This is a genomic window from Paenibacillus terrisolis (genome assembly GCF_056171975.1).
This window is the reverse complement of sequence record NZ_JBKFGG010000004.1, coordinates 33211-56288: the sequence shown is the minus strand read 5'-3', so window position 1 is coordinate 56288 and position 23078 is coordinate 33211. Positions and strand designations below refer to the sequence as shown.

Genomic DNA, 23078 nt, shown 5'->3' with positions numbered 1-23078 from the left:
TGTATATAGATGATGGAGTTCATGGCTGAATTCGGTCGCGGGAATTACGATTTGCATACGCATTCCCGGGCATCGGACGGAATGAATGCGCCTGCCGAAAATGTTAGGCTGGCCAAAGAAAAAGGATTGTCCGGGCTTGCCGTTACGGACCACGATACGGTCGCGGGGGTGGAGGAAGCGCTGGAAGCGGGAAAAAGCCTGGGCATCGCCGTAATACCGGGAATTGAAATCAGCACCCGGGCGGGAGGCAAGGATATCCATGTGCTGGGGTATTTTATCGACTATGCGGACGAACAGCTGCTGGAACGGCTGGTTTACCTGCGTGAAGTGCGGGGTTCCCGGAATGAACGGATCATCGAAAATCTGCAGCGGCTGGGCATTTCAATCACACTCCAGGAAGTAAAGGACGGGCTGGCCAGACCGCTTCGTCCGGACGAAAGCCTGGGCCGTCCCCATATTGCCGACGCACTGGTACGCAAAGGCGCCGCTTCGGACATGAGGGACGCCTTTGACCGCTACCTGGCTGAAGGCAAGCCAGGTTATGCTTCGATGCCGCGGATTGCCCCTGAGGAAGCGATTCTCTGGGTTCGTGAAGCCGGGGGTGCGCCGGTTTTGGCCCATCCCGGGCTGTACGGGGACGACGATCTGGTTCGGTCGATCGTGGAACAAGGCCGCCCCGCAGGTATTGAGGTGTTTCATTCCGACCACGGGGCTGAGGAAGAGAGAAGATATTTGGCCATGGCGGATCAGTATGGGCTGATCTCCACGGGAGGATCGGATTATCATGGAGTTCGCCAAGGGGTCGTCTTTCACGGCGATCTTGGCGGCCGCTCCGTTCCTTATGAAATCGTGGAAAGACTCGCGGGAGCCGCCTCCAAGAGCTGAACCTTGTTGCCATAATTTAATTAGTCAACACGTAAAAAGCCCTCGCGCGTGGATCTGTTAAATCCATTCGGCGAGGGCTTCCTTATTGTTCAGCCCGTCATTGTACTTTTGCGCTTAATTGTTCTTGACGGAGCTAGGCAAGCTTTTGATCAACTGCTCATCCGGCGTGACAAACAAAGTCCGCTGGTGGTCATAAATCACAAAACCGGGTTTGGCTCCGCTTGGTTTACGCACATGGCGGATCAGGGTACAGTCTACGGGCACGCTGCTGGATTCTTTGGCCTGGCTGAAATAAGCTGCGAGCTGCGCCGCCTCGTTTAATGTGGGCTCGCCGAAATCCGCGCTGCGGATCAGTACATGCGATCCGGGAATGTCTTTGGTATGCAGCCATGTATCGTTAGGATTGCCGAGCCGGTTTGTGACGTATTCGTTCTGGAGATTGTTTTTCCCCACGTAAATCTCGATCCCCTCCGAAGAGGAATAGACATGAAGCGTCGGGCGGTCGTTCTTTTTCTTCTTTTTGGTCTTTTTCCCCCGGTCGCGCAAATATCCCTGCCCGGTCAATTCATCACGAATTTCATCGATGTCGCTAAGCGTTGCGTCGTTCAACTGCTGCAAAAGACCTTCCAGATAAGTAATTTCCTCTTTGGCAATGGCCATCTGCTCATCGATGACGGCAAGGCTGTTTTTGAATTTATTGTACTTTTTAAAGTAGCGCTGGGCATTTTCCGAAGGAGTCAACAGCGGGTCGAGAGTGACACTTTCCGTCTTTTGCTCTTCGTCGTAATAGTTGACGAGTTCGACGGACCGATCTCCCTTGCTGATCAAATGAAGGGACGGCAGCAGCAGTTCGCCCCAAATCCGGTAACGCTCGGCGTCTTCCGCTTCGGCAAGATTTTCCTTCAGCTTAGATATCTTTTTGATGTTTTTATTGCGCTCGTTTTGCAGAAAACGCAGCAAATCGCTCGTTTTTTGCTTGACTGTATCCCGCAGTGCTTTGTCTCCGAAATAATCTTCCATACATTTGCTGATCGATTCGTAACGGCGGATTCCGCCTTGAAGCTGAGTCAAGGCGACGGCGGAAAACAGACTTTTTCCTTTGGCATTCTCGCCGATGACCGGGGAATAGCGATGTTCCCGAATTTGCGCCATCAGTTCGGAAAAGGCGTTCCAGAGCCGCGCGGCACGGGAAAGACCGGCTCCTTCAGAGCCTGCCGCGCGTACATAGATTTCCTCAGCAATCAAAGGGCTGATGCCGTTGAAAGCGCCGACGAGCCAGACGCTCTCCTCTCCGGCTCCCAGCGTTTGCCCGTATGCGTCCGTAAATTGTTCGCGACTCGCTTCCAAAGGATTCAATTTATGTTGTTCAGGCGGGGAGGTATAGGCAGCCCCGGGCATCACGATCCGGTAGCTGCTGATGGACGGGGTGACGTGGTGAATGCCGTCCAGCTGAAGGCCGGTTGCCGGATCCAGCAAGATGATATTGCTGTGCCGCCCCATCAGTTCGATCACGATACGCTTGAGCGATACGTCTCCGAGCTCGTCGCGCTGCCGGATATCCAGATGAATGATCCGCTCCATTCCCACTTGGGCAATGGACTCAATCACCCCTCCTTCGCAATGCTTGCGCAGCAGCATGCAGAACATAGGCGCTTCCAGCGGGTTAGGAAACGTCTCCCCGGTTAAGTGCACCCGGGGATAAGTCGGATTCGCGGACAGCAGGAGCCGCTGATTGCCCGCATGGGAACGCAGATTGATGATGATGTCGCTTGCGGCGGGCTGATGTATTTTACTGATCCTTCCGCCCACGCAGCTTTGCAGCTCATGGACGATGGACCGGGTTACGATGCCGTCGAGTGCCATTGATAAATATCTCCTGTCTTTGATGAATATTTTAAGATCAAGCCTTTTTGGATGAAGCCTTCCTATATGATGCCATACTTCGGGCAAAAACTTAAGAGCATGCCTGTGATAATTTGGGACGTGCCAGAATACATTTACCCTAGATGGAAAAGCCTTCGCGCTGAAATTGCACAAAATACGGAAGGGGAATTGGGAGGATGGAACAAAAAAACTGGCACCAGTTGAGTGGGGAAGAGCTTCTGGAACGGTTCGGCGTGACGCGTAATCAAGGACTGTCCGAAGACGAAGCGCAGCGAAGACGGGCGGAAGTCGGATGGAACGAGCTGTCGGAAGGAGAACGAATTTCCCCGATTCTGCTGTTCTTGAATCAGTTCAAGGATTTCATGATGCTCGTTTTGATGGGCGCCACGCTGATTTCCGGATTTCTCGGCGAATATTTGGACGCCGTTACGATTATAGCCATTATCATTTTGAACGGGGTTCTCGGTTTTGTCCAGGAGTTCCGCGCGGAACGGTCCCTACGGGCGCTGAAGCAGCTGTCCGCGCCGCATGCCAACGTGCTGAGGCAGGGAACCGTGCGGAATATTCCCGCAAAGGAACTCGTGCCCGGCGATGTCGTTATGCTGGAGAGCGGCGATCGGGTGCCTGCCGATATCCGCTGGCTGGCGACAAACAGCCTCGATGTGGAGGAGTCCGCGTTAACGGGCGAGTCCCTTCCCGTCGGCAAGCATGCCGATGTTATCCGCGATGCCGAAGTGCCGCTCGGAGATCAGAAAAACCTCGGTTTTATGGGAACGATGATTACTCGCGGGACCGGATGCGGCGTCGTGGTCCGGACCGGCATGGATACCGAGATGGGTAAAATCGCCGACCTGATTCAGAACACCGAGGTTCAGGAAACGCCTCTGCAGCGGCGGCTGGAGCAACTCGGAAAAATTCTGATTTATTTGTCGCTTGGGCTCACCATCATGGTCGTGCTCGTCGGCATCATGCAGGGGCAACCGGTAAAAGGGATGTTTTTCGCCGGGGTCAGCCTCGCGGTTGCCGCTATTCCGGAAGGCCTGCCAGCCATCGTTACGATCGCGCTTGCGCTCGGCGTGCAGCGTATGATCAAACGCAAAGCCATTGTCCGCAAGCTGCCCTCGGTGGAAACGCTGGGCTGCGCCACGGTCATATGCTCGGATAAAACCGGCACCCTGACGCAGAACAAGATGACGGTGACCCGGCTGTGGCTGGAAGGCCGTCCGTTGGAAGTCACCGGGGAAGGCTACGAGCCGGTGGGGAACATTATCGATCACGGAAAACCGATCGACCTGCGGAAGGATCAAAGCTTGCGCCGTCTGCTGCAGATCAGTTCGCTTTGCGGCAATGCGGTCATTTTAGAGGGAGATCCGGAAACAAGGGGCCGCCGCAAAGCCAAAGAGGAAGCCGCTTCCGGCTCCCAGTGGAAATTAAAAGGGGACCCGACCGAGGGCGCGCTCATCACCCTTGCCTCCAAAATGGGTATGTCCCCATCGGCATTAAGCGGTATGTATGTTCGGGAAAGGGAACTTCCTTTCGATTCGAAACGCAAGCGGATGTCGATCGTCGTATCCCATCAAGGGGGCAAAATGGCTTTGGTTAAAGGCGCTCCCGATATGCTTCTGGAGCGGTGCTCATACATTTTATGGGAAGGCAAAGTCGTGCCGTTCACCGGTACGTTCCGGCAGCGGGTGCAAGCCGCCAACGAAGAAATGGCGCGCGGCGCACTGCGGGTTCTCGGACTCGCCTACCGGGATCTTAAGCCGAACGAATCGGAAAGCGGCGAAGACGGCATCGAATCCCAATTGATTTTCGTCGGATTGGCGGGCATGATCGATCCGCCTCGCCGGGAAGCGCGGGAGGCCATCACGGTGTGCCGCCGCGCGGGAATCAAGACCGTGATGATTACGGGCGATCATAAGCTGACCGCCGAAGCGATAGCCTCCGATCTTGGCATTTTGAATAGAGGCGGCTCCTCCATGTCGGGGCAGCAGCTTGAAACGCTCAGCGACGACGAGCTTGACCGTCAGGTCGAGAATATCTACGTCTATTCCCGGGTGTCGCCGGAGCATAAACTGCGGATCATCAAATCGTTGCAGCGAAACGGGCATGTCGTGGCCATGACCGGCGACGGAGTCAACGACGCACCCGCCATCAAAGCCTCCGATATCGGAATTTCGATGGGCATGACCGGCACCGACGTTTCCAAGGAAGCATCCTCGTTGATCTTAAGCGACGATAACTTCACTTCGATCGTGGCGGCCATCGAGGAAGGCAGAAACATCTACGAAAATATCCGCAAATTTATCCGTTACTTGCTAGCTTCTAACGTGGGCGAAATTTTAACGATGTTTTTTGCCATGCTGGCCGGACTGCCGCTGCCTTTGCTCCCGATTCAGATTTTGTGGGTCAACCTGGTCACGGACGGTTTGCCGGCCATGGCGCTTGGCGTGGACCAACCGGAAAAGGATCTGATGGAGCACAAGCCGCGCGGCGCGAACGAAAACATTTTTGCCAGACGATTGGGCTGGAAAATCATCAGCCGAGGCCTGCTGATCGGGCTGTGCACGCTTGGCGCTTTCTGGCTGACGCTCCAATACGCTCCGAATGATGCAGCCCAATTGGTCAAAGCGCAATCGGTCGCGTTCGCGACGCTGGTTATGGCTCAGTTGATTCACGTGTTTGACTGCCGAAGCTCAAGATCGATTTTTCACCGCAATATTTTGCAGAACAAGTATCTCGTCATGGCTGTGCTTTCGTCCATAGCTCTGCTGCTTGCCGTTATGTACATCGAACCGCTTCAGCCGATCTTCAAAACCGTACCGCTCGGAACGCGCGAATGGGCCATCACCCTTGTCGCCGCCGGCATTCCGACCTTCTTGCTCGGCGCGGGCAGCGTCTGGTCGGGCAACCGCCGCCGCAAATTCAGAGGCGGAAGCCGGCAGCTGATCCCGGTGAAAAGTACAAATATTCGTGCATAAAATCAATAGCTTTTCCACCCGGCAAAATATAGACTGAACCCATAAAGCTGCAGTTTCCGGATTCCTTGATATAATGGGATCAGATCCGAATGAACCGCATTCGGGGAGACTTCGAAAAGCGATGGAGGAGTGGAGCACGGTGGAATTCACGAAAATGCACGGACTGGGGAATGATTTCCTTGTCTTTTACGGAGAGCAAGAATTGCCGGAGAATGTCTCCGAGCTGGCTATAAAATGGTGCGATCGCTTTTTCGGTGCGGGTGGAGACGGACTTGTATTCATCCTGCCTTCGGAGAAAGCCGATTTCAAAATGAGGATCATCAACTCGGACGGCTCGGAAGCGGAGCAATGCGGCAATGCCATTCGCTGCGTATCCAAGTATGTCTATGATAACGGCTATATTAATAAAGAGAACATTACGATCGAAACGCTCGGTGCCGGCGTACAGCCGGTGACCCTTAAAGTTGAGTCGGGTATCGTCAAAACGGTCCGGGTCGATATGGGCGAGCCGATCTTGGATGGCCTGACCGTTCCGACCACCATTGAAGGAAATCCGGTGCTTCGCCGGCCGATTGAAGCTGAGGGCCGTGAATTTGAATTCACCGCCGTTTCGATGGGCAATCCTCATTGCGTCATCTATGTGGAGGACGCGCCGAATTTCGATTTGACGACCTGGGGGCCGAAGCTCGAAGTGCATCCGTATTTCCCGCGTAAGATTAATGTGGAATTCGCTACCGTGAAAGGGCGCGACCGGGTGGAAATGCGCGTATGGGAACGCGGCGCCGGACCTACGCTGGCCTGCGGGACGGGCGCTTGCGCCACGCTGGTATCATCCGTGCTTAACGGTTTGACGGACCGCGCGGCCTGGATCGGGCTTAAAGGCGGGGATCTTTTCATTGAATGGAGCGAAAAAGACAATCACGTCTACATGACCGGACCTGCGGAAGCGGTCTACAAAGGCAGCATCGAAGCATAAGTTCGGAAGTTGAACGGCCTGCTGCGGCACGCAGCCTAACGATTTGAAAGCCGGGGACCTGTCATTTCAGGTTCCCGGCTTTCTTTACAAGCATTTCCTTACCATTCACAGCGATTTATGATACATTAATATGAACAAAAGCCAACGTGCGGGAATAACCGTTCCCGGTATCGGAAACAGCCGACATGGCAGTCAGGAGGATACAGCATGAAGCCGGATTTGCGAAAAACCTGGGAAAATGAAGTTGTGGTCGGCGACGGAGCCATGGGAACGTATTTGTACCAACTGGGGTTCCCGGTCGGCATTTCATACGAAGAATTCAATCTGCTGCATCCTGAAGTGATCGGCGACGTGCACCGCCGTTATATCGACGCGGGAGCAAGGCTGATAGAAACCAATTCCTTCTCCGCCAACTATTATAAGCTGGCGAAGTATGGCCTTGAAGCCAAGGTGGAGGAAATCAACCGCGCCGCGGTGCGAATTGCCAGAAAAGCTGCGGGAGACCAAGCTTTTGTGGCCGGCGCCGTCGGTTCAATCCGCGGGGGCAAAAGGATCAACGTAACCATTCAAGAGCTGAACGAATACTTTGAACGGCAAATTGCTGCCCTGCTTAGCGAAAATGTGGACGCGCTGCTGCTCGAGACTTTTTACGATCTGGAGGAAATTCGGATTGCCCTGAATCAGGCCCGGCATTTAACGGATCTCCCGGTGATTTGCCAGTTTGCGGTCGATCAGGTCGGCCGGACGCTGGACGGCTTTGCGATTCCGGAGGCGTTCGCCATCCTTAGCCGCGAAGGAGCCGATGTGCTTGGCTTCAACTGCCACTCCGGCCCGAAAGGCATCATGAGCGTGATGGAGGACTTGGGAGGCCCGCTGAACGTTCCGCTTTCGGTATTTCCGAATGCGGGTTTGGCGGACTATGTGGATGGGGAATATGTATATGGAGCGCGGCCGGAATATTTTGGCGAATGCGCCGTATCCTTTGCCGATCTGGGGGCGCATCTGATCGGCGGGTGCTGCGGAACGACGCCGGAGCATATCGCCGCAACGGCAAAGGCGCTGGCGAGTTACGTCCCCGAACCTTTGCCCGAAGGCAAAGCGTTGCCGGCGCCGCGCACATCCGTACTGCTGAAAGAACTGAAGCCGGCTGCGGACGAAGCCGCTGGCGGGCAAATCGCGGGACGCGCGCCAAGTATTGTCGAGCTTGTGAAGCAGCGCCCTACGGTGATCGTGGAGCTTGACCCTCCGCGCGACCTGGATATCGGCAAGTTCATGGAGGGGGCCGCTGCGCTTAAAGCGGCCGGCGTCGATGCGCTGACAATGGCCGATAATTCGCTGGCAGTGACCCGAATGAGCAATATGGCGCTGGGCCATCTGGTTTTGACCGAGCTTGGCCTTCGGCCGCTGGTGCACATTGCCTGCCGCGACCGGAACCTTATCGGCACGCAGTCGCACATGATGGGATTTGACGCGCTTGGCATCGACCACGTGCTTGCGGTGACGGGCGACCCCGCCCGGTTTGGCGATTTGCCGGGAGCAAGCTCCGTCTACGATCTGACATCATTCGAAATCATCCGCATGATCAAACAGCTTAACGACGGCACTGCCTTTTCGGGCAAACCTCTCAAGCAAAAGGCGAATTTCGTGGTCGGAGCCGCCTTTAATCCGAACGTCAAGCACCTCCATAAAGCGGTGGAACGTTTGGAGAAAAAAATCGCGGCCGGCGCCGACTACATTATGACCCAGCCGATCTACGATCCCGAGCTGGTCGTGCGGATCAAAGAGGCGACGGCTCATCTGGACATTCCGATATTCATCGGGATCATGCCGCTCGCCAGCGGAAAAAATGCCGAGTATCTTCATAATGAAGTGCCGGGCATCCAGCTTTCCGAGGAGGTTCGGAAACGGATGGACGGGCTGCAGGGAGCCGAAGGGCGGGCGATGGGGGTAGAGATCGCCAAAGAGCTGCTGGATACGGTTACGGAGCATTTTAACGGGATTTATCTGATGACGCCGTTCATGTTCTATGAGATGAACGTATCTTTAATGGAATATGTCCGGGAGAAATCAAAACAGGACTTGTCCCACTTGTCTCGCTTAACATAATCAATTACAATAGGGTAACGGATGTGATGCCTTTGTCGCACAGTATGACAGGATACGGGGGATCCGCCAAGAATTATGGCGGATACAATGTGCAATTCGAGATTAAATCCGTCAATCACCGATATGCCGAAATCGTTCTTCGAATGCCGCGAGAGTGGACTTGCTATGAAGACGGGCTCCGGCGTTTGGTTCAGCGCCATGTCAAACGGGGACGGATTGATGTATATATCAGCAAGGAACGAGACGAAGCAAGCTCCCTTCCGTTGGTACTGAACGCTTCCGTAGTGGAGGCCTATATCCGGGCCGCCGAAGTGCTCGGGAAAGAGTATGGAATTGAGGCTCGCTTAAGCGCCAAGGATTTGCTTTCCTTGCCTGACGTTTTAACCGCTCCGGATCTGCAGTCCTCTTTGGGACCATCCGCGGATGAGTGGGAGCGGGTTCTCAGTGAAGGATTGGAAGAGGCGCTGGTTGGACTCATCGCCATGCGGGAGCAGGAAGGACTTCATTTAATGTCCGATCTGGATAGCCGGCTCGGCAAGCTTGAGTCGATTCATGCCGAGCTTACGAGATTGGCTCCAGAGGTCGTAAAGGATTATCGCAGCCGTCTTTCGGGGCGTCTTTCCGAACTGCTTGAAGGAGCTTACGACGAGCAGAGATTTGCGACGGAAGTGGCACTATTTGCGGATCGCTCCAATATCGACGAAGAGCTCATCCGGCTGAAAAGCCATTTCGAACAGTGCCGCAAGCTGCTGGACGCCAAGGAACCGATCGGGCGCAAACTGGATTTTTTGATACAAGAAATGAACCGGGAAACCAATACGATTGGATCTAAAGCCAATCATTTGGCTCTGGTAGGCCTGGTCGTTGAAATGAAAGCGGAACTGGAGAAAATTCGCGAGCAAGCGGCGAATCTCGAATAACGATTATTTTGACGCGCTAGGTGAGTCAAATAAATAGGGGGAACTACCTGAACATGGGAATTAAACTGATTAATATCGGCTTCGGAAATATCGTATCGGCCAACCGAATCATTTCGATCGTCAGTCCGGAATCCGCGCCGATCAAACGGATCATCCAAGAGGCGAGAGACCGGCATATGCTCATTGATGCCACATACGGCCGCCGTACGCGCGCGGTTATCATTACGGACAGTGATCATGTCATTCTTTCGGCTGTCCAGCCGGAAACGGTAGCCCATCGTTTGTCCACGAAAGATGAGGACAATGACGAATAGTATGGAGAGAAATATGGCAAAAGGATTGCTTATTGTTTTATCGGGACCATCGGGCGTGGGAAAAGGGACGGTGTGTACCGAGCTTAGACAACGTATGCCGGAGCTGGTTTATTCGGTCTCCGCAACGACAAGACAGCCGCGTCTAGGCGAAGAAAACGGAGTTAATTACTTTTTCAAAAGCCGCGAGCAGTTTCAAGAAATGATTGCGCACGACCAGCTTCTGGAGCATGCGGAGTATGTGGGCAATTATTACGGAACTCCGCGCGACTTCGTGGAACAAACGATCGAAAGCGGCAAGGACATCATTTTGGAAATCGAAGTCCAAGGCGCGCTGAAGGTCAAAGAAAAATTCCCTGAAGGCGTGTTCGTGTTTTTGCTGCCGCCATCGCTGGATGAGCTCAAAGGGCGCATTCAGGGGCGAGGGACGGAGAACCAGGCGACGATCGATCATCGAATGTCTGTAGCGGCCCAAGAGATCGGCTTGCTGGAAAATTACGATTATGCCGTTTTGAACGACGAAATCGATTTAGCTTGCCAAAGAATACAATCCATTATTATCGCCGAACATTGTAAAATCAGAAAAGATTGCGATTAAGTCTGTATCGGCGATTTAGTCCAAAAGAAGAGGTGTAACGAAATGCTGTATCCATCCATTGACAAGATGCTCGGCAAAGTCGGGAGCAAATATTCTTTAGTTGTAGCGGCTTCCCGCAGAGCGAGACAGCTTCGCGAAGGCGAGAAAACCGAACTTAAGCAACCCAAATCCCATAAGCAGGTAGGCGTAGCTCTCGAAGAGATATACGGCGACTACGTCCGGATCAAAAAAGACGAAAACGGATCTGCGGATCAAGAATAATTTTTCGGCCTCCGGGCTGCCTTACGACAACCGAGAGGTTGTTATTTTTTTCTGTATGGGAAAGAAAGCGAGGGGATACCGATGTTAACAGGTAAAAAGATTTTGCTGGGCGTTACCGGCGGCATTGCCGCCTTCAAAGCCGCATCCTTGTGCAGCAAGCTGGTGAAGCTGGGAGCCGAGGTTCGCGTTGTGATGACCGATTCCGCCACCAAGTTCATTACGCCGTTAACGATGCAATCGCTGGCGAAGAATCCCGTTTACACCGACACCTTTGACGAAAAGAATCCTGAAACGATTGCGCATATTCAAATCGCCGATTGGGCGGATCTCGTGCTTATTGCCCCGGCTACAGCCAACATCATCGGCAAAATGGCGGCCGGTATCGCCGATGATATGATGTCGACGACTTTGCTGGCCACGCAGGCGCCGATCATGCTGGCTCCGGCGATGAACGTGCACATGTACACCCATCCTGCAGTGATGCGCAATTTGATGGAGTTGTCTTCGCGCGGCGTACTGATGATCGAACCGGGTGAAGGTCTGCTTGCCTGCGGGTACACAGGCAAGGGCCGGATGGAAGAACCGGAGACGATCGCGGCCGTGGTGGACGATTATTTTGCCCGCAGGGAGCGCTGGGCCGATAAACCGCTTGCCGGCAAAAAAGTCGTGGTTACTGCAGGCGGAACGGTGGAACGGATCGACCCGGTTCGTTACATTTCCAACGACTCTTCCGGGAAAATGGGCTTTGCCGTAGCGAAGGCGGCCGAACGGCTTGGAGCGGACGTGAAAATAATCGCCGGCACGACGCAGGCGCCCCTGCCTCCCGGAATCCCGCTGATTCGCGTCGAATCGGCGCAGGATATGTACGAAGCGGTGATGGCGGAGTGGGGTACGACTGACATTATGGTCAAAGCGGCTGCCGTGGCCGATTATCGCCCGAAAGAAACGGCTGCCCGAAAAATTAAAAAAACGGATGACTCTATGGTGCTCGAATTGGTAAAAAATATCGATATCCTGGAGACTCTGGGGAAGAACAAGACCACCCAGCTCCTGATCGGATTCGCTGCCGAAACCGACGATTTGGAAAAACATGCGTTGGAAAAGCTTCGCCGCAAAAATTGCGATCTGCTCGTGGCGAATGATGTTACCGCGGAAGGCGCAGGATTCGGCTCCGAAACGAATGTGGTGCAAATATACGACGCCTCCGGGCTCATTGAGTCTTTGCCGCTGCTCTCCAAGGATGAGGTTGGCCTCAAAATTATGGAGCTGGCGGCCGGTCGTTTGGCCGGCGGCGCAGGAGCCGCCGAATGAAATATAGAATGGCCAAAGTAATCGTAGATGTGCCGAGCCGGGAGACCGATCGGCCTTTTGATTATTTGATCCCTGAATCCATCACGGACTGGATTGAAGTCGGAAGCCGGGTGGGTGTTCCGTTCGGACGCCGGACGGTTCAGGGCTTTGTGGTGTCCTTGCACGAACGTTCCGAAATGGACGAGGCCCGGATGAAACCGATCCAGGAGCTGCTGGATTTGCTGCCGCCGCTGCCTACGGATCTGGTCGAGCTCGCCGAATGGATGAGCCGCAAATACGCGTGCAGCATGATCGCCGCTTTGCAGGCGATGATACCGGCCGCCTTAAAAGGGAAGGCGGAAAGGTATATTCGTCTGGCGGAAGAGGGGCCCGCCCAGGATGCGTTTGATCGCGATTCCGACGAGGCTTTAGTTGCAAACGACTTGTTCAATCGGCCGGTGCTATTGACCCGGGAGGAAGAGGAAATCATCGCGTATGTCAAACTTGCCGGAACGGTTGCGATGACCCAGCTGGGCAGCAACTTTCCCGAACGGGGGACATTGATCAAAGATATGCTTGCCCGAGGCCTATTGGCCGAAAGTCAAGCGATTAAGGATAAGATCGGCAAAAAAACGGTAAAAGTCGTATCCGCCGCAGTGAGCGGAGAGGAGGCGGAAACGGCGCTCGCGTCGTTTGGCGCGCAGGCCCGCCGGCAGAAGGAAGTGCTGCAGTTTTTGCTGGAAGTCGGACTCCCGTTATCCCTGCAGGAGGTTCTATCCACCTTGGGGGTGACGGCTGGCACAGTCAAAAAATTGGCCGAGAAAGGGTTTGCCTTAATCGAAGACGTGGAGGTATTCCGCGATCCTTACCGGAACCGGAGGTTTCAAAGCAGCGAACCGCTGAAGCGGACGCCTGAGCAGGAGGTTGTTTATGGGCGCCTTTCCCGTGCTCTTGATGCCCGCGAGCCCGAGGCTTTTCTCCTGCATGGCGTTACGGGCAGCGGCAAAACGGAGGTCTATCTGCAAACGATCGAACGCTGTCTTTCGCTGGGACGTCAGGCCATCGTGCTCGTTCCGGAAATTTCCCTGACGCCGCAGATGGTTGAACGGTTCAAAGGACGGTTTGGCGAACAAGTCGCCGTGATGCACAGCCGCCTTTCCAACGGAGAACGTTATGACGAATGGCGCAAAATCCGCGAAGGCCGCGTTGAAGTGGTGGTTGGCGCCCGTTCCGCGATATTTGCCCCGTTTTCGAACCTAGGGCTGATCGTCATGGACGAGGAGCATGAAACCTCGTACAAACAGGAGGAATCACCGAAGTACCATGCTCGGGACGTAGCTGTGCGAAGGGCTTCGCAGCATGGGGCGGCCGTGATTTTGGGCTCGGCCACGCCTTCGCTGGAAAGCTATCATGCCGCCCGTTCCGGGGGCGGAGATACGGGCGGTTTTGCCCCGGTGCTCCTGGAAATGAAGCAACGTCCGTCGGGAAGCCGGCTTCCCGGGGTTCATATCGTCGATATGCGGGAAGAACTGAAGGAAGGCAACCGCTCCATGTTCAGCCGCAGTCTGCATAAGGGAATCGCCACGCGGCTCGAACGCGGGGAGCAAACCGTCCTGTTTTTGAACCGGCGGGGTTTCTCCACGTTTGTGATGTGCCGGACTTGCGGATACGTGGCGACCTGTCCCGATTGCGATATTTCGCTGACTTATCATCAGAAGTCGAATAATCTGCGCTGCCACTACTGCGGATACGCCGAAACGGCGCCATCCGTCTGCCCGGAATGCGGAAGCGAACATATCCGGTATTTCGGAACCGGAACGCAGCGGGTTGAAGCAGAGCTGGCTAAGCTGTTTCCGGGTATCCGCGTGATCCGAATGGATGTGGACACCACCAGCGAAAAAGGTTCGCATGAAAAGCTGCTGCAGACGTTTCGCGAGAAAAAAGGCGACGTCCTCCTCGGCACGCAAATGGTTGCCAAGGGACTCGATTTTCCGGATGTGACGCTGGTTGGAGTCATCGCGGCGGATACGGCGCTGAACTTTCCCGATTTCCGCTCGGCGGAGAAGACGTTCCAACTGCTGACGCAGGTAGCCGGGCGCGCGGGGCGGCATCAGCTTCCTGGCGAGGTGTTCATTCAGTCGTATATGCCGGAGCATTATTCAATTATCCATGCCAGCGGCCATGATTATCATTCATTTGTGCGCGAGGAACTGAATCATCGAAAGGCGATGCATTATCCGCCATACAGCCGCTTGATTCTAGTCACGTTATCGCATGAGAAGCTTCCGCTGCTGCTGCGCATGGCGGAGAACTTCGCCGGCGATTTGCGGGCTCAGGCGCAGCGGCGAGGGTGGTTTGGCAGCCTCGACCGGTTCACGCCGGCGGCGCTGGACATCCTTGGCCCGGTTGCCTCGCCGATCCCGCGGATCAAAAACCGCTACCGGTTCCAGTGTATGGTCAAATACCGGGGCGATGTGGATGCGGTTGGACTGGTTAGGGAGATAACGGCCGCGACGGTGGACAACCTGCGGGACGCTTCGTTTCAGATCAGCATCGATGTGGACCCGCAGATGCTGATGTAACGGAATTGAATTTTTCACGTAGCTGCTTTTTCGCTGAATCAACAGATTATTGTGGCGGGGACAACGTATTTTGAAGACGAACCGAGCAATCATGACATATACTTTTTTTAGAGAAGAATGCTAAAGGATGGTGTTAAATAGATGGCAATTCGCATTATTGTTCATGAACCCGATGAGGTGCTGCACCAGGTAGCGAAGGAAGTCAAGAAAATTACGCCAAACGTGCAGAAGCTGCTCACCGACATGGCGGATACGATGTATGACGCAGACGGCGTAGGTTTGGCCGCGCCCCAGGTGGGCATTCTGAAACGGGCTATCGTGGTTGACGTCGGCGACGAAAACGGATTGATCGAGCTGATCAATCCTGAAATCGTCTCTACGGAGGGCGAGCAGTTTGGTCCTGAAGGCTGCCTCAGCATCCCGGGACTGCGTGGGGATGTACGCCGCGCGATGACGGTGACGGTCAAGGGGCTGGACCGGAACGGAAATGAAGTGACTTATACCGGATCCGAGCTTCTTGCAAGAGCTTTTCAGCACGAAATCGATCATTTGAACGGCGTGCTTTACACGGACATCGCGGAAAGAGTGTACGAAATTCCTCCCGAAGGAGAAGGCGAAGAGGAAGAAAAGGAGTGATCTTTTGATGAATCTCGTTTTTATGGGAACTCCGGAATTTGCAGTTCCTTCCCTGGAGGCTCTGCTGCGTGAAGGTTACAACGTCGTGGGCGTCGTGACGCAGCCGGACCGTCCGCAGGGACGCAAGAAAATTTTGACCCCGACCCCGGTTAAAGAAGCGGCGCTGCGGCATGGTATTCCCGTGCTGCAGCCGGGACGGATGCGGGCTCCTGAAGCCGTCGCCGAATTGGCGGTGCTGCAGCCCGATCTTATTGTGACCGCCGCATACGGCCAAATTCTGCCGAAGGGCGTGCTTGAGCTCCCGCAGTATGGCTGCCTGAACGTTCACGGCTCGCTTTTGCCGAAATATCGGGGCGGCGCTCCGATTCAGCGCTCGATCATAGGCGGCGAGAAAGAAACCGGAATCACGCTGATGTATATGGCGGAAGGACTGGATACCGGCGACATGATCGCCAACACGGTGGTTCCGATCGAGGATGAGGATACCTCGGGTACGGTTTTTGAAAAACTGAGTCAGGCCGGCGCCCGCTTGTTGATCGAGCAGTTGCCCTTGATTTTGGCCGGGACGGCGGCGAGAATTCCGCAAAACGACGCGGATTCGACCTATGCGCCCAACCTGACGCGGGATGATGAGCAGATCGATTGGACGGCTTCGTCGCGGGATATTTTTAACCGGGTGCGGGGGCTGGTGCCGTTTTCCGGCGGGTTTACGACGTGGAACGGCGAGGTGTTCAAAGTCTGGGCGGTCGCCAAACCCGCGGATGGTCCAGAAGCCTCGTCCGGCGCGGCGGCGGGACAAGCCCCCGGGACGGTGCTGGATTTGTCGGCGAACGGGATTGAGGTCAAGACGGGAGACGGCTCCGTTTGGCTGACCCAGGTTCAGCCCGCCGGCAAAAAAACGATGACTGCCGCTGAATTCATTCGCGGCGGCGTTATGAAAAAAGGGACGGTATTGTCATGAACCGTGTGCAAAATGGCGGCGCTCGGGGGGATCAAGGCGGCCGGCGCACCCAAAGAGGATCGGACGACAAACGAGTAACAGACGGTAAACGAGTAACAGACGGCCCCAAAGTGGAACGTTCTTCCCGCGTTGGCAATCCGGGTTCGAAAGCCGGATCGGTTCAAGGGTCGGCGCCGGCGGCAAAACCTTCGGCACGGAATACCGCGTTGCAGGTCTTGACCGCGGTTGAGCAGGAAGGAGCTTACAGCAATCTGCTGCTGAACGGAGCGCTGCAAAAATCGGGTTTAACCGGACCGGATGCGGGTCTGGCAACCGAGCTTGTCTACGGAACGATTTCTCGGCTCAACACGATCGATTATCTGCTGGAGCCCTTTGTTTCCAAAGGACTGGCCAAACTGCAGCCATGGGTTCGGAACCTGCTGCGCATGAGCTTTTACCAACTGCATTATCTGGACCGGATTCCGCCGCATGCGGCGGTGAACGAAGCGGTCAACATTGCCAAAAAGCGGGGACATCAAGGAATTTCCGGTATGGTGAACGGGGTTCTTCGCAGCGTGCTGCGGCGGAAGGACGAGCTTCGAATTCCAGCCGATTTGCCGGCCGTTAGCCGGATTGCCCTGGAACATTCCCATCCGGAATGGATGGTCTCCCGCTGGATCGAACAATTCGGCGAGCCGGTGGCGGAAGCGATTTGCCGGGCCAACAACGAACCTCCTTCGGTCAGCGTACGGATCAATCGTTCCCGGGTCAGCCGGGAAGAGATGCTGCGGTTGATGGAGGAGCAGGGGCTGAAAGCGGCGCCTTCGGAAATTTCGCCGGACGGGATTATCGTACATAGCGGCGGGAATATGGCGCTTACGCCCTGGTATCGCGACGGTCTCCTGTCCGTTCAGGACGAAAGCTCGATGCTGGTGGCCGACGCGGTGGATCCGAAGCCCGGAATGGCCGTGCTGGACTGCTGCGCCGCTCCCGGCGGAAAGACATGCCATATCGCCGAGAAGATGGGGGGAACCGGCGAGGTGGTGTCGAACGACATTCATCCGCACAAGGGCAAATTGATCGAGGACCACGCCGAACGTTTGGGGCTTGCCAATATACGCACTTTGTCGGGAGACGCCATGAAGCTGGGCGAGCGGTTCGAGCCGGAATCTTTTGACCGAATTCTGCTCGATGCGCCTTGCTCGGGGCTTGGCGTGATCCGCCGGAAACCCGATTTGAAATGGGCTAAGACGCCTGGGGATATTTCTGAAATTTCCGGCGTACAGCATGAACTGCTGGATGCGGTCTGCGGTTTGCTGAAGCCCGGAGGCGTATTGGTCTACAGCACCTGCACGATTGAACCGCGGGAAAATGCGGAGATGGTGAAGCAGTTTGTAAGCCGGCACCAGGAATTTGAGTTGGCCGGAGATCCGTCCGGCGGCTGGAGCGAGGCCTTGAGGGCAGCACAAGTCTGGGAAGACGTTGGACTGCAGCTTTTGCCGCAGGATTACCATTCGGACGGATTTTATATCGCACGGCTGGTAAAGCGGCAAATCATTTAGGAACGGCTCCCCTCTGTGCTGAATGCTGAAACATTTTCGTTTTGGGCGTTTACGGATGGAAATTTGTGTAATATAATGGGGGCAGGTGAAGCACACCTTATCATCGTTATTCGATGGCAAGGTGTGTTTTTTTATTTGCCTGATTTTACTTTTATTATCAATTTAGTAATAAGAAAGGAGGTCATTTAACGGAAAAAGGCGAATGTGTGGAGATACATATTTTGCCGGTAAATGGCAAAGGGTTGTAAAACCAAATCAGATAGGAGCGCAAGAATGATGAAAAAATGGATGGCAGCCGGTATCGGCGGAGTAATGCTATTTTCGGTTATGATCGGCGCTGCTTATTCCGCTTCGACAGCGGTGATTATGCCTGCTCGTGTGGCGGCCGAGGAGAATGCCAAGGATAACGGAGGGAACACGATTACTCCAATAATCGCGGACAAGGAAAATGCCGGCTTTACCGATGTGAAGCCAAACCATTGGGCCAGTGCTGCAATCCGAACGGCTGTGAGTAAAGGGTATGTAACCGGTTATCCGGGGGATCTATTCAAGCCGGATCAGCCGATCAGCCGCAGTGAGTTCATTAAAATGGTCGTGAGTGCGCTTGGAATTTCTGTGGCTGAAGCTAATGGGGCGTGGTATGTGTCTTATGCAGCCGCGGCGCAGGAACAAGGCTTCTATAACGTTTCCGATTTTGCCAACGAGGAGAAACAGTGGGCCCAAAACATCACGCGAGGGGAAATGGGGCGTATCTCGGCCAGGGCTGCGGGGGAAACCACGAACGACAACAGCAAATGGATGTATCTCGCAGCAAAAAAAGGTCTGATCACCGGCCTCGGTCAAGGTGAGCTTGGCGAGGACAAAACAACCACCCGGGCGCAAGCCGTAACCATTGTTGAGCGGATTTTGACGGTAAAAGCCGGCGGCAAGCTGCCGGTGGATAAATACGCCGTATCCAGTGCCGAGCTGGCTTGGCACGGTACGAATATTTTCACGGTCATGCCGGAGGTTTTTGTCACCAGCGAAGAGCAGCTGCAGGGCAAACCGATCGAAGAACTTTGGCGCAAAGACAAGATGGTGGTCGACCCGGGAAACGGCAAATACAAGGGTGAACTGGAAGCGTTGATCGCCATCGACCTCGAAGACCCCCACGACCCGAATTTAAAGCTGCTTCCGCCATTGGAGGAAGTGAAGTGGATGTACTTTCCTTCGATGGTAAACAATATTCCAACTAAATATATGCAAGTTACTAAGCTACCGCCAAGTTATTTTCTTATGTTCAAAGGACAGGAAATTTATAATAAAGATACAAATTTATATTATCCTGAACCCAATGGTCCTTCTTATAGTATTGATGGGATTGTATCTTCAGACCAAGATGCATTTAATAAAGGAAAGTTAAATGGATTGGGATCTATCTTCCATGAAAAGTTTGGTGATATAAAAGGGTATTTATTACCTAAAACGGGCTGGACTCAAGGAATTCACCCTATTGAAATAAACATCTATACACCTGTTCAAACCCACTACGGTTACCAAATAAACACATTATTAAGAGTTAATGGCCCTTACATAAAACAAAAGTAAGGTGATGAAAATTGTTCAAAAGAAATATTCCGGCAATCCTACTTTCCAGTTTTCTTTTGCTTCCTTTAACATCCATATTAGGAACAGCTAAAGCTGCTCCAGGAGAGCAAAGTATGCCGGAAAAAGGAATTCCTTACAGCCTAAGTGAGGATAATCGACTTGACATTCCCGGATCGGTTTTTACTAAATTCAAAACGATGGAGCCTAGAATCAAGGAAGATGCAGGTGCGGGAAATATAATTACAAAAATTGAGTTCTTTTTGGATAGTAATGTTATCAAAACTATCAACGTAGGTAGGCGAACAATAGACGAAAAAGTAAAATTAGTTGGAGAACAGGTACAAGTTTCAACCGATCAAAATAAAATGGAGTTTGGTGGATTTTTTGCTTGGCAGCGCTCAGCAAATGCTATAAAATGGACGCCTGGTAGTGGAACCTATACTATATTAAATCAGTTCAATATTCCAAAAGATGCAAATGGTGCCGATTTGTATCCGGGTGTCAAAGTGGACATACCTGTTACTTCAATACGTACAAAAGCATATATGAACAGAAATTACTATAGTGGGAACTTTAAGACTGGTGTTATTGACGATGACCTTCAGCTTTTGAAACAATTAAATAAAACACAAGATGGGATTAACGTTGCGGTTGAAATAGGAAGGGATAATGTTAAATACCCAGATGGAATTGGAGTAGTTGATCCGACAACCAAAATTGGAAGTCTCATAGTCAAAAGTCTTGACGAAGTAGAAGTGCATTACATACAAACCTATGATCATGAAGGAATCAAAGTCCCCCTTCCCGCAGGCGGCAACGCAGCCATGATGTATTACTTGAACTCGAACTGGTTTATTCTTACGTCCTATACGTATCAGTACCCGGACAAGATGAAGGTCTATTACAAACCGGATGACGGATCTACGACAGACCCTGGCGATCCGGACGAACCTGGGGGCGGAGATCCCGGCTGTACTGAGCCGGCGCCCAGCGGAAACGTGATGGAAGTTCCTTTAAATGATCCCGGTGTCAGTGCGGTAATCAAAGCGGACAGCCGCGGAAAGGAGCGGTTTGACGTCCTGGACGGGATACCTACTACGGAAAGCTTGTACGGGAATGTGCTTGCCAAGAGTTATTTATCCCAAAATAAATTCGTTGAAATGAAAGGGATCTGTACTTTTGAGGTTACGGTGAACCGAACCTATGAACTGACCTGGGATCCGGGAAAAGAAGTAACTGATAAAGACGGGAAAACGCATATGGAGCCGGATCCCCAGCACAAGTCCGAATTGGTCACGCATTCCTACACCATCGAAAGACCTTACTCTTATTGGGTGATCGACAATTTGGAGGTGTACCGAATCAACGAGGCCGCGCTGGAGAATTATGCGTTTGAAGGGAACTCCATTCATATTCAACCAAGTGGCTACGCGCCTCCTACCTATACGGTCAACCAATCCGGCGGGTATACAGCGCCAACCTTTCCCAATCCGGTAGAAGCTCCCTCCGGGAGCATGCGGGGCGGCAAGGAGCCGCCTGATCCTCAGGCGGAGGACTTGGAATCTTTTGCTCAAGACGCCGTTAACAAGATTAAAGTCAAGAACGACACGTTAACCTTTAACAGCAATACGATCATGAACGGAGCGGAGACGGATGAGTCCGGGCCGACTCCATCAAGAATCCCCGTGGCGCCGTCGATTAATGAGAACGTTCTTTACAGCCCCGGGCATATCATTCCGATGACTAAAGTAAACAGCGCCAACGAGCCCAGCGACGGAACGATTTTGTACGGGATTATGAGCGGAAATATTAACGGGGGTGCAGATCGTAATTTTCCTATATACGGGATAAATCCCGTAACGGTGCACACGCCTGTCGTCATTTATCCCGCCGTATCCGATGATAAGGCGCATAACCAGAAAACGAATCCTGCGGGGGGGCGTTCCGCCATTATTCTTGACAGGCCCTTTACCGTAGAAATGCCGAACAGCGGTCAGCACAACAATTACCTTGGATACGGGAATCGAGATTACCTGAAGTACATCGGCAGCAAGCAGGTTCGCTTTCCCTTTGACGTATATGACGTTACGAAAACTGTATTTCATCCGAAGAATACCTGGATCGAGGTAAATAAAACCCAAGAATCGTTTGGATTTTATTTGCCGGTGTGGGTGGATGAAGGGTTTTACGACGTGGAGTTTCGAACGATTGCGCACAATGCTCCTTCTGGCGCGACCAAACAGACCAACGCGAATTTTGATTGGACGAACCATATTGCCTTTGATACGGTTCCCGTCGACGCCATTGGACGGGTCTACGATTTCCGGGTGACCGATATTGCCGATTACAATTGGGAAACGGTATTTCGAACCGGTTCCGGCAACACGGCTCCGACCGGAACTTCCTACTGGGTAGGCTTGAACGGAATCGACGGAGCACCCAGGGGAAACACGTCGCAATATACGCTGCCGATCCGGCCCGGAAGCCATCCGTTGTACAAAAACGCGGTGATCAAAACCGGCTACCATTTCAAATTTGATTTGAAGACAAAAGGAAATATGTTCGGGCCCCAGGATCAAATCGTGATCACGCCTTCGTTCGATTTTATTAGCGCCAAGAATAGTACCCGAACACCGGTGGATCTTTATTACCATGCCGGCAGCCAAAGTTATGTGAAAATCGGCTCCCCAAGCGACAGGGTTCAGCGATATGTCATTTTAAACGACCGGCTGCGTAATGTTCCGGTTCGGGAACTGACGGATACTGCGCTTTATAAATACGATCACGACTATACTTTTGACCAGATCGCCGGGATCGGCAGGACGCAATTTGTACAAAATTTCATCAAAAAGATGACCAGGGAAAAGACGCCGGTAGGCGGGTTCCGCTTGCTTCGGTTGCCTGCCGATCTTCGCACGCTGATTGGGCCGCAAAGCGGACTGCCGTCTGGTGTTGATCCGGCCAGAGCAAGTGCCGCCGTGCAGAAGTGGTACGGGGAATACAGCTTGCCCGCGGATCCTTATGTGGTCAAGGCCGGAACCAATGTGGCCGAATACGGGCGGACCCATGGCGGATTGACGGACAAGTCGGAGGTTTTTCTGAAGGACGGGTACATTGTCGTGAACTTTAATATCGAGACGGTCCGCGACGGTAAAACCAATCAGCCTTATTTGCAGTATATCCGTGCCCCGTTGATGAACCAGTGGCGGGAAATGGAAGGTTTTGACCAAAGTGTGACTGATCCCTATGGACGAAGTTTTTTACTGGATGACGGCGATGTCGCATTTTACGACGCGAAGCGTTCCAGCCGGGATGATTTTCATCCGATGGTCACGCATTGAGCTCGCTCAGAAAATCCGAGCCCAGGCCTGAAAAGGCTCTGGCTCGGATTTTTCAACATAGCGGAAGATTTTTTGAGGTTATTTTGTGTATCCTGCGATCTAGCGGTACAATAGTCCTTGGTTAAAAATTTAATAGAATCGAATGCCGATCGAATTGGCTCCCGAAAATACGACCGAAGGACCTGGCTTGAGAGAAAGCTATAGGCTCAAATGCCGCC

At 53.4% G+C, this 23078-nt stretch carries 16 protein-coding genes; 15 read left to right on the top strand and 1 reads right to left on the bottom strand.

The window, feature by feature from the left end; genetic code table 11:
- Window positions 1-9 precede the first annotated feature (9 nt).
- Window positions 10-885 (top strand): PHP domain-containing protein, encoded by an 876-nt coding sequence (locus ACI48K_RS04340; RefSeq protein ID WP_475026235.1) that lies wholly within the window; start codon window positions 10-12, stop codon window positions 883-885.
- Between the two features lie 114 nt (window positions 886-999).
- On the opposite strand, the gene ACI48K_RS04335 is transcribed toward ACI48K_RS04340, so the two are convergent.
- Complete coding sequence (locus ACI48K_RS04335; RefSeq protein WP_475026380.1) at window positions 1000-2748, bottom strand: Rqc2 family fibronectin-binding protein; 1749 nt, start codon at window positions 2746-2748, stop codon at window positions 1000-1002.
- Between the two features lie 197 nt (window positions 2749-2945).
- On the opposite strand from ACI48K_RS04335, the gene ACI48K_RS04330 reads away from it, so the two are divergent.
- The 14 genes from ACI48K_RS04330 to ACI48K_RS04265 all read left to right on the top strand — a co-directional run bounded on the left by ACI48K_RS04330 (window position 2946) and on the right by ACI48K_RS04265 (window position 22860).
- Window positions 2946-5750 (top strand): calcium-translocating P-type ATPase, SERCA-type, encoded by a 2805-nt coding sequence (locus ACI48K_RS04330; RefSeq protein ID WP_475026232.1) that lies wholly within the window; start codon window positions 2946-2948, stop codon window positions 5748-5750.
- Window positions 5751-5889: 139 nt separating this feature from the next.
- The gene (dapF, locus tag ACI48K_RS04325; RefSeq protein ID WP_475026371.1) at window positions 5890-6726 is read left to right on the top strand and encodes a diaminopimelate epimerase; all 837 of its coding nucleotides are present in this window, start codon (window positions 5890-5892) and stop codon (window positions 6724-6726) included.
- Between the two features lie 207 nt (window positions 6727-6933).
- The gene (locus tag ACI48K_RS04320; RefSeq protein ID WP_475026231.1) at window positions 6934-8832 is read left to right on the top strand and encodes a bifunctional homocysteine S-methyltransferase/methylenetetrahydrofolate reductase; all 1899 of its coding nucleotides are present in this window, start codon (window positions 6934-6936) and stop codon (window positions 8830-8832) included.
- Between the two features lie 32 nt (window positions 8833-8864).
- Window positions 8865-9752: a YicC/YloC family endoribonuclease gene (locus tag ACI48K_RS04315; protein WP_475026230.1), complete on the top strand. Its 888-nt coding sequence runs from the start codon at window positions 8865-8867 to the stop codon at window positions 9750-9752.
- A gap of 53 nt (window positions 9753-9805) precedes the next feature.
- The gene (gene remA, locus ACI48K_RS04310; protein WP_036621599.1) at window positions 9806-10066 is read left to right on the top strand and encodes an extracellular matrix/biofilm regulator RemA; all 261 of its coding nucleotides are present in this window, start codon (window positions 9806-9808) and stop codon (window positions 10064-10066) included.
- A gap of 13 nt (window positions 10067-10079) precedes the next feature.
- Complete coding sequence (gene gmk / locus ACI48K_RS04305; RefSeq protein WP_475026229.1) at window positions 10080-10661, top strand: guanylate kinase; 582 nt, start codon at window positions 10080-10082, stop codon at window positions 10659-10661.
- Window positions 10662-10703: 42 nt separating this feature from the next.
- Window positions 10704-10922, top strand: a complete 219-nt coding sequence (rpoZ, locus tag ACI48K_RS04300; RefSeq protein ID WP_475026228.1) for a DNA-directed RNA polymerase subunit omega — start codon at window positions 10704-10706, stop codon at window positions 10920-10922.
- An 81-nt stretch (window positions 10923-11003) separates the two neighbouring features.
- On the top strand, window positions 11004-12233 hold the full coding sequence (coaBC, locus tag ACI48K_RS04295) for a bifunctional phosphopantothenoylcysteine decarboxylase/phosphopantothenate--cysteine ligase CoaBC (RefSeq protein ID WP_475026227.1): 1230 nt from the start codon (window positions 11004-11006) through the stop codon (window positions 12231-12233).
- Window positions 12230-14794 (top strand): primosomal protein N', encoded by a 2565-nt coding sequence (gene priA / locus ACI48K_RS04290; protein ID WP_475026226.1) that lies wholly within the window; start codon window positions 12230-12232, stop codon window positions 14792-14794. The genes coaBC and priA overlap by 4 nt, the downstream gene beginning before the upstream one ends.
- A gap of 141 nt (window positions 14795-14935) precedes the next feature.
- Complete coding sequence (gene def, locus ACI48K_RS04285) at window positions 14936-15430, top strand: peptide deformylase (protein WP_475026225.1); 495 nt, start codon at window positions 14936-14938, stop codon at window positions 15428-15430.
- Window positions 15431-15437: 7 nt separating this feature from the next.
- Window positions 15438-16391, top strand: coding sequence for a methionyl-tRNA formyltransferase (fmt, locus tag ACI48K_RS04280; protein WP_475026224.1), 954 nt, complete (start codon window positions 15438-15440; stop codon window positions 16389-16391).
- A complete protein-coding gene (rsmB, locus tag ACI48K_RS04275) occupies window positions 16388-17932 on the top strand; it encodes a 16S rRNA (cytosine(967)-C(5))-methyltransferase RsmB (RefSeq protein WP_475026223.1) in 1545 nt (514 codons plus the stop codon). Before fmt ends, rsmB begins: the two co-directional genes overlap by 4 nt.
- Before the next feature lie 273 nt (window positions 17933-18205).
- A complete protein-coding gene (locus tag ACI48K_RS04270; RefSeq protein ID WP_475026221.1) occupies window positions 18206-19519 on the top strand; it encodes an S-layer homology domain-containing protein in 1314 nt (437 codons plus the stop codon).
- A gap of 824 nt (window positions 19520-20343) precedes the next feature.
- Window positions 20344-22860 (top strand): DUF5704 domain-containing protein, encoded by a 2517-nt coding sequence (locus tag ACI48K_RS04265; RefSeq protein WP_475026220.1) that lies wholly within the window; start codon window positions 20344-20346, stop codon window positions 22858-22860.
- The last annotated feature ends 218 nt before the right edge of the window (window positions 22861-23078 follow it).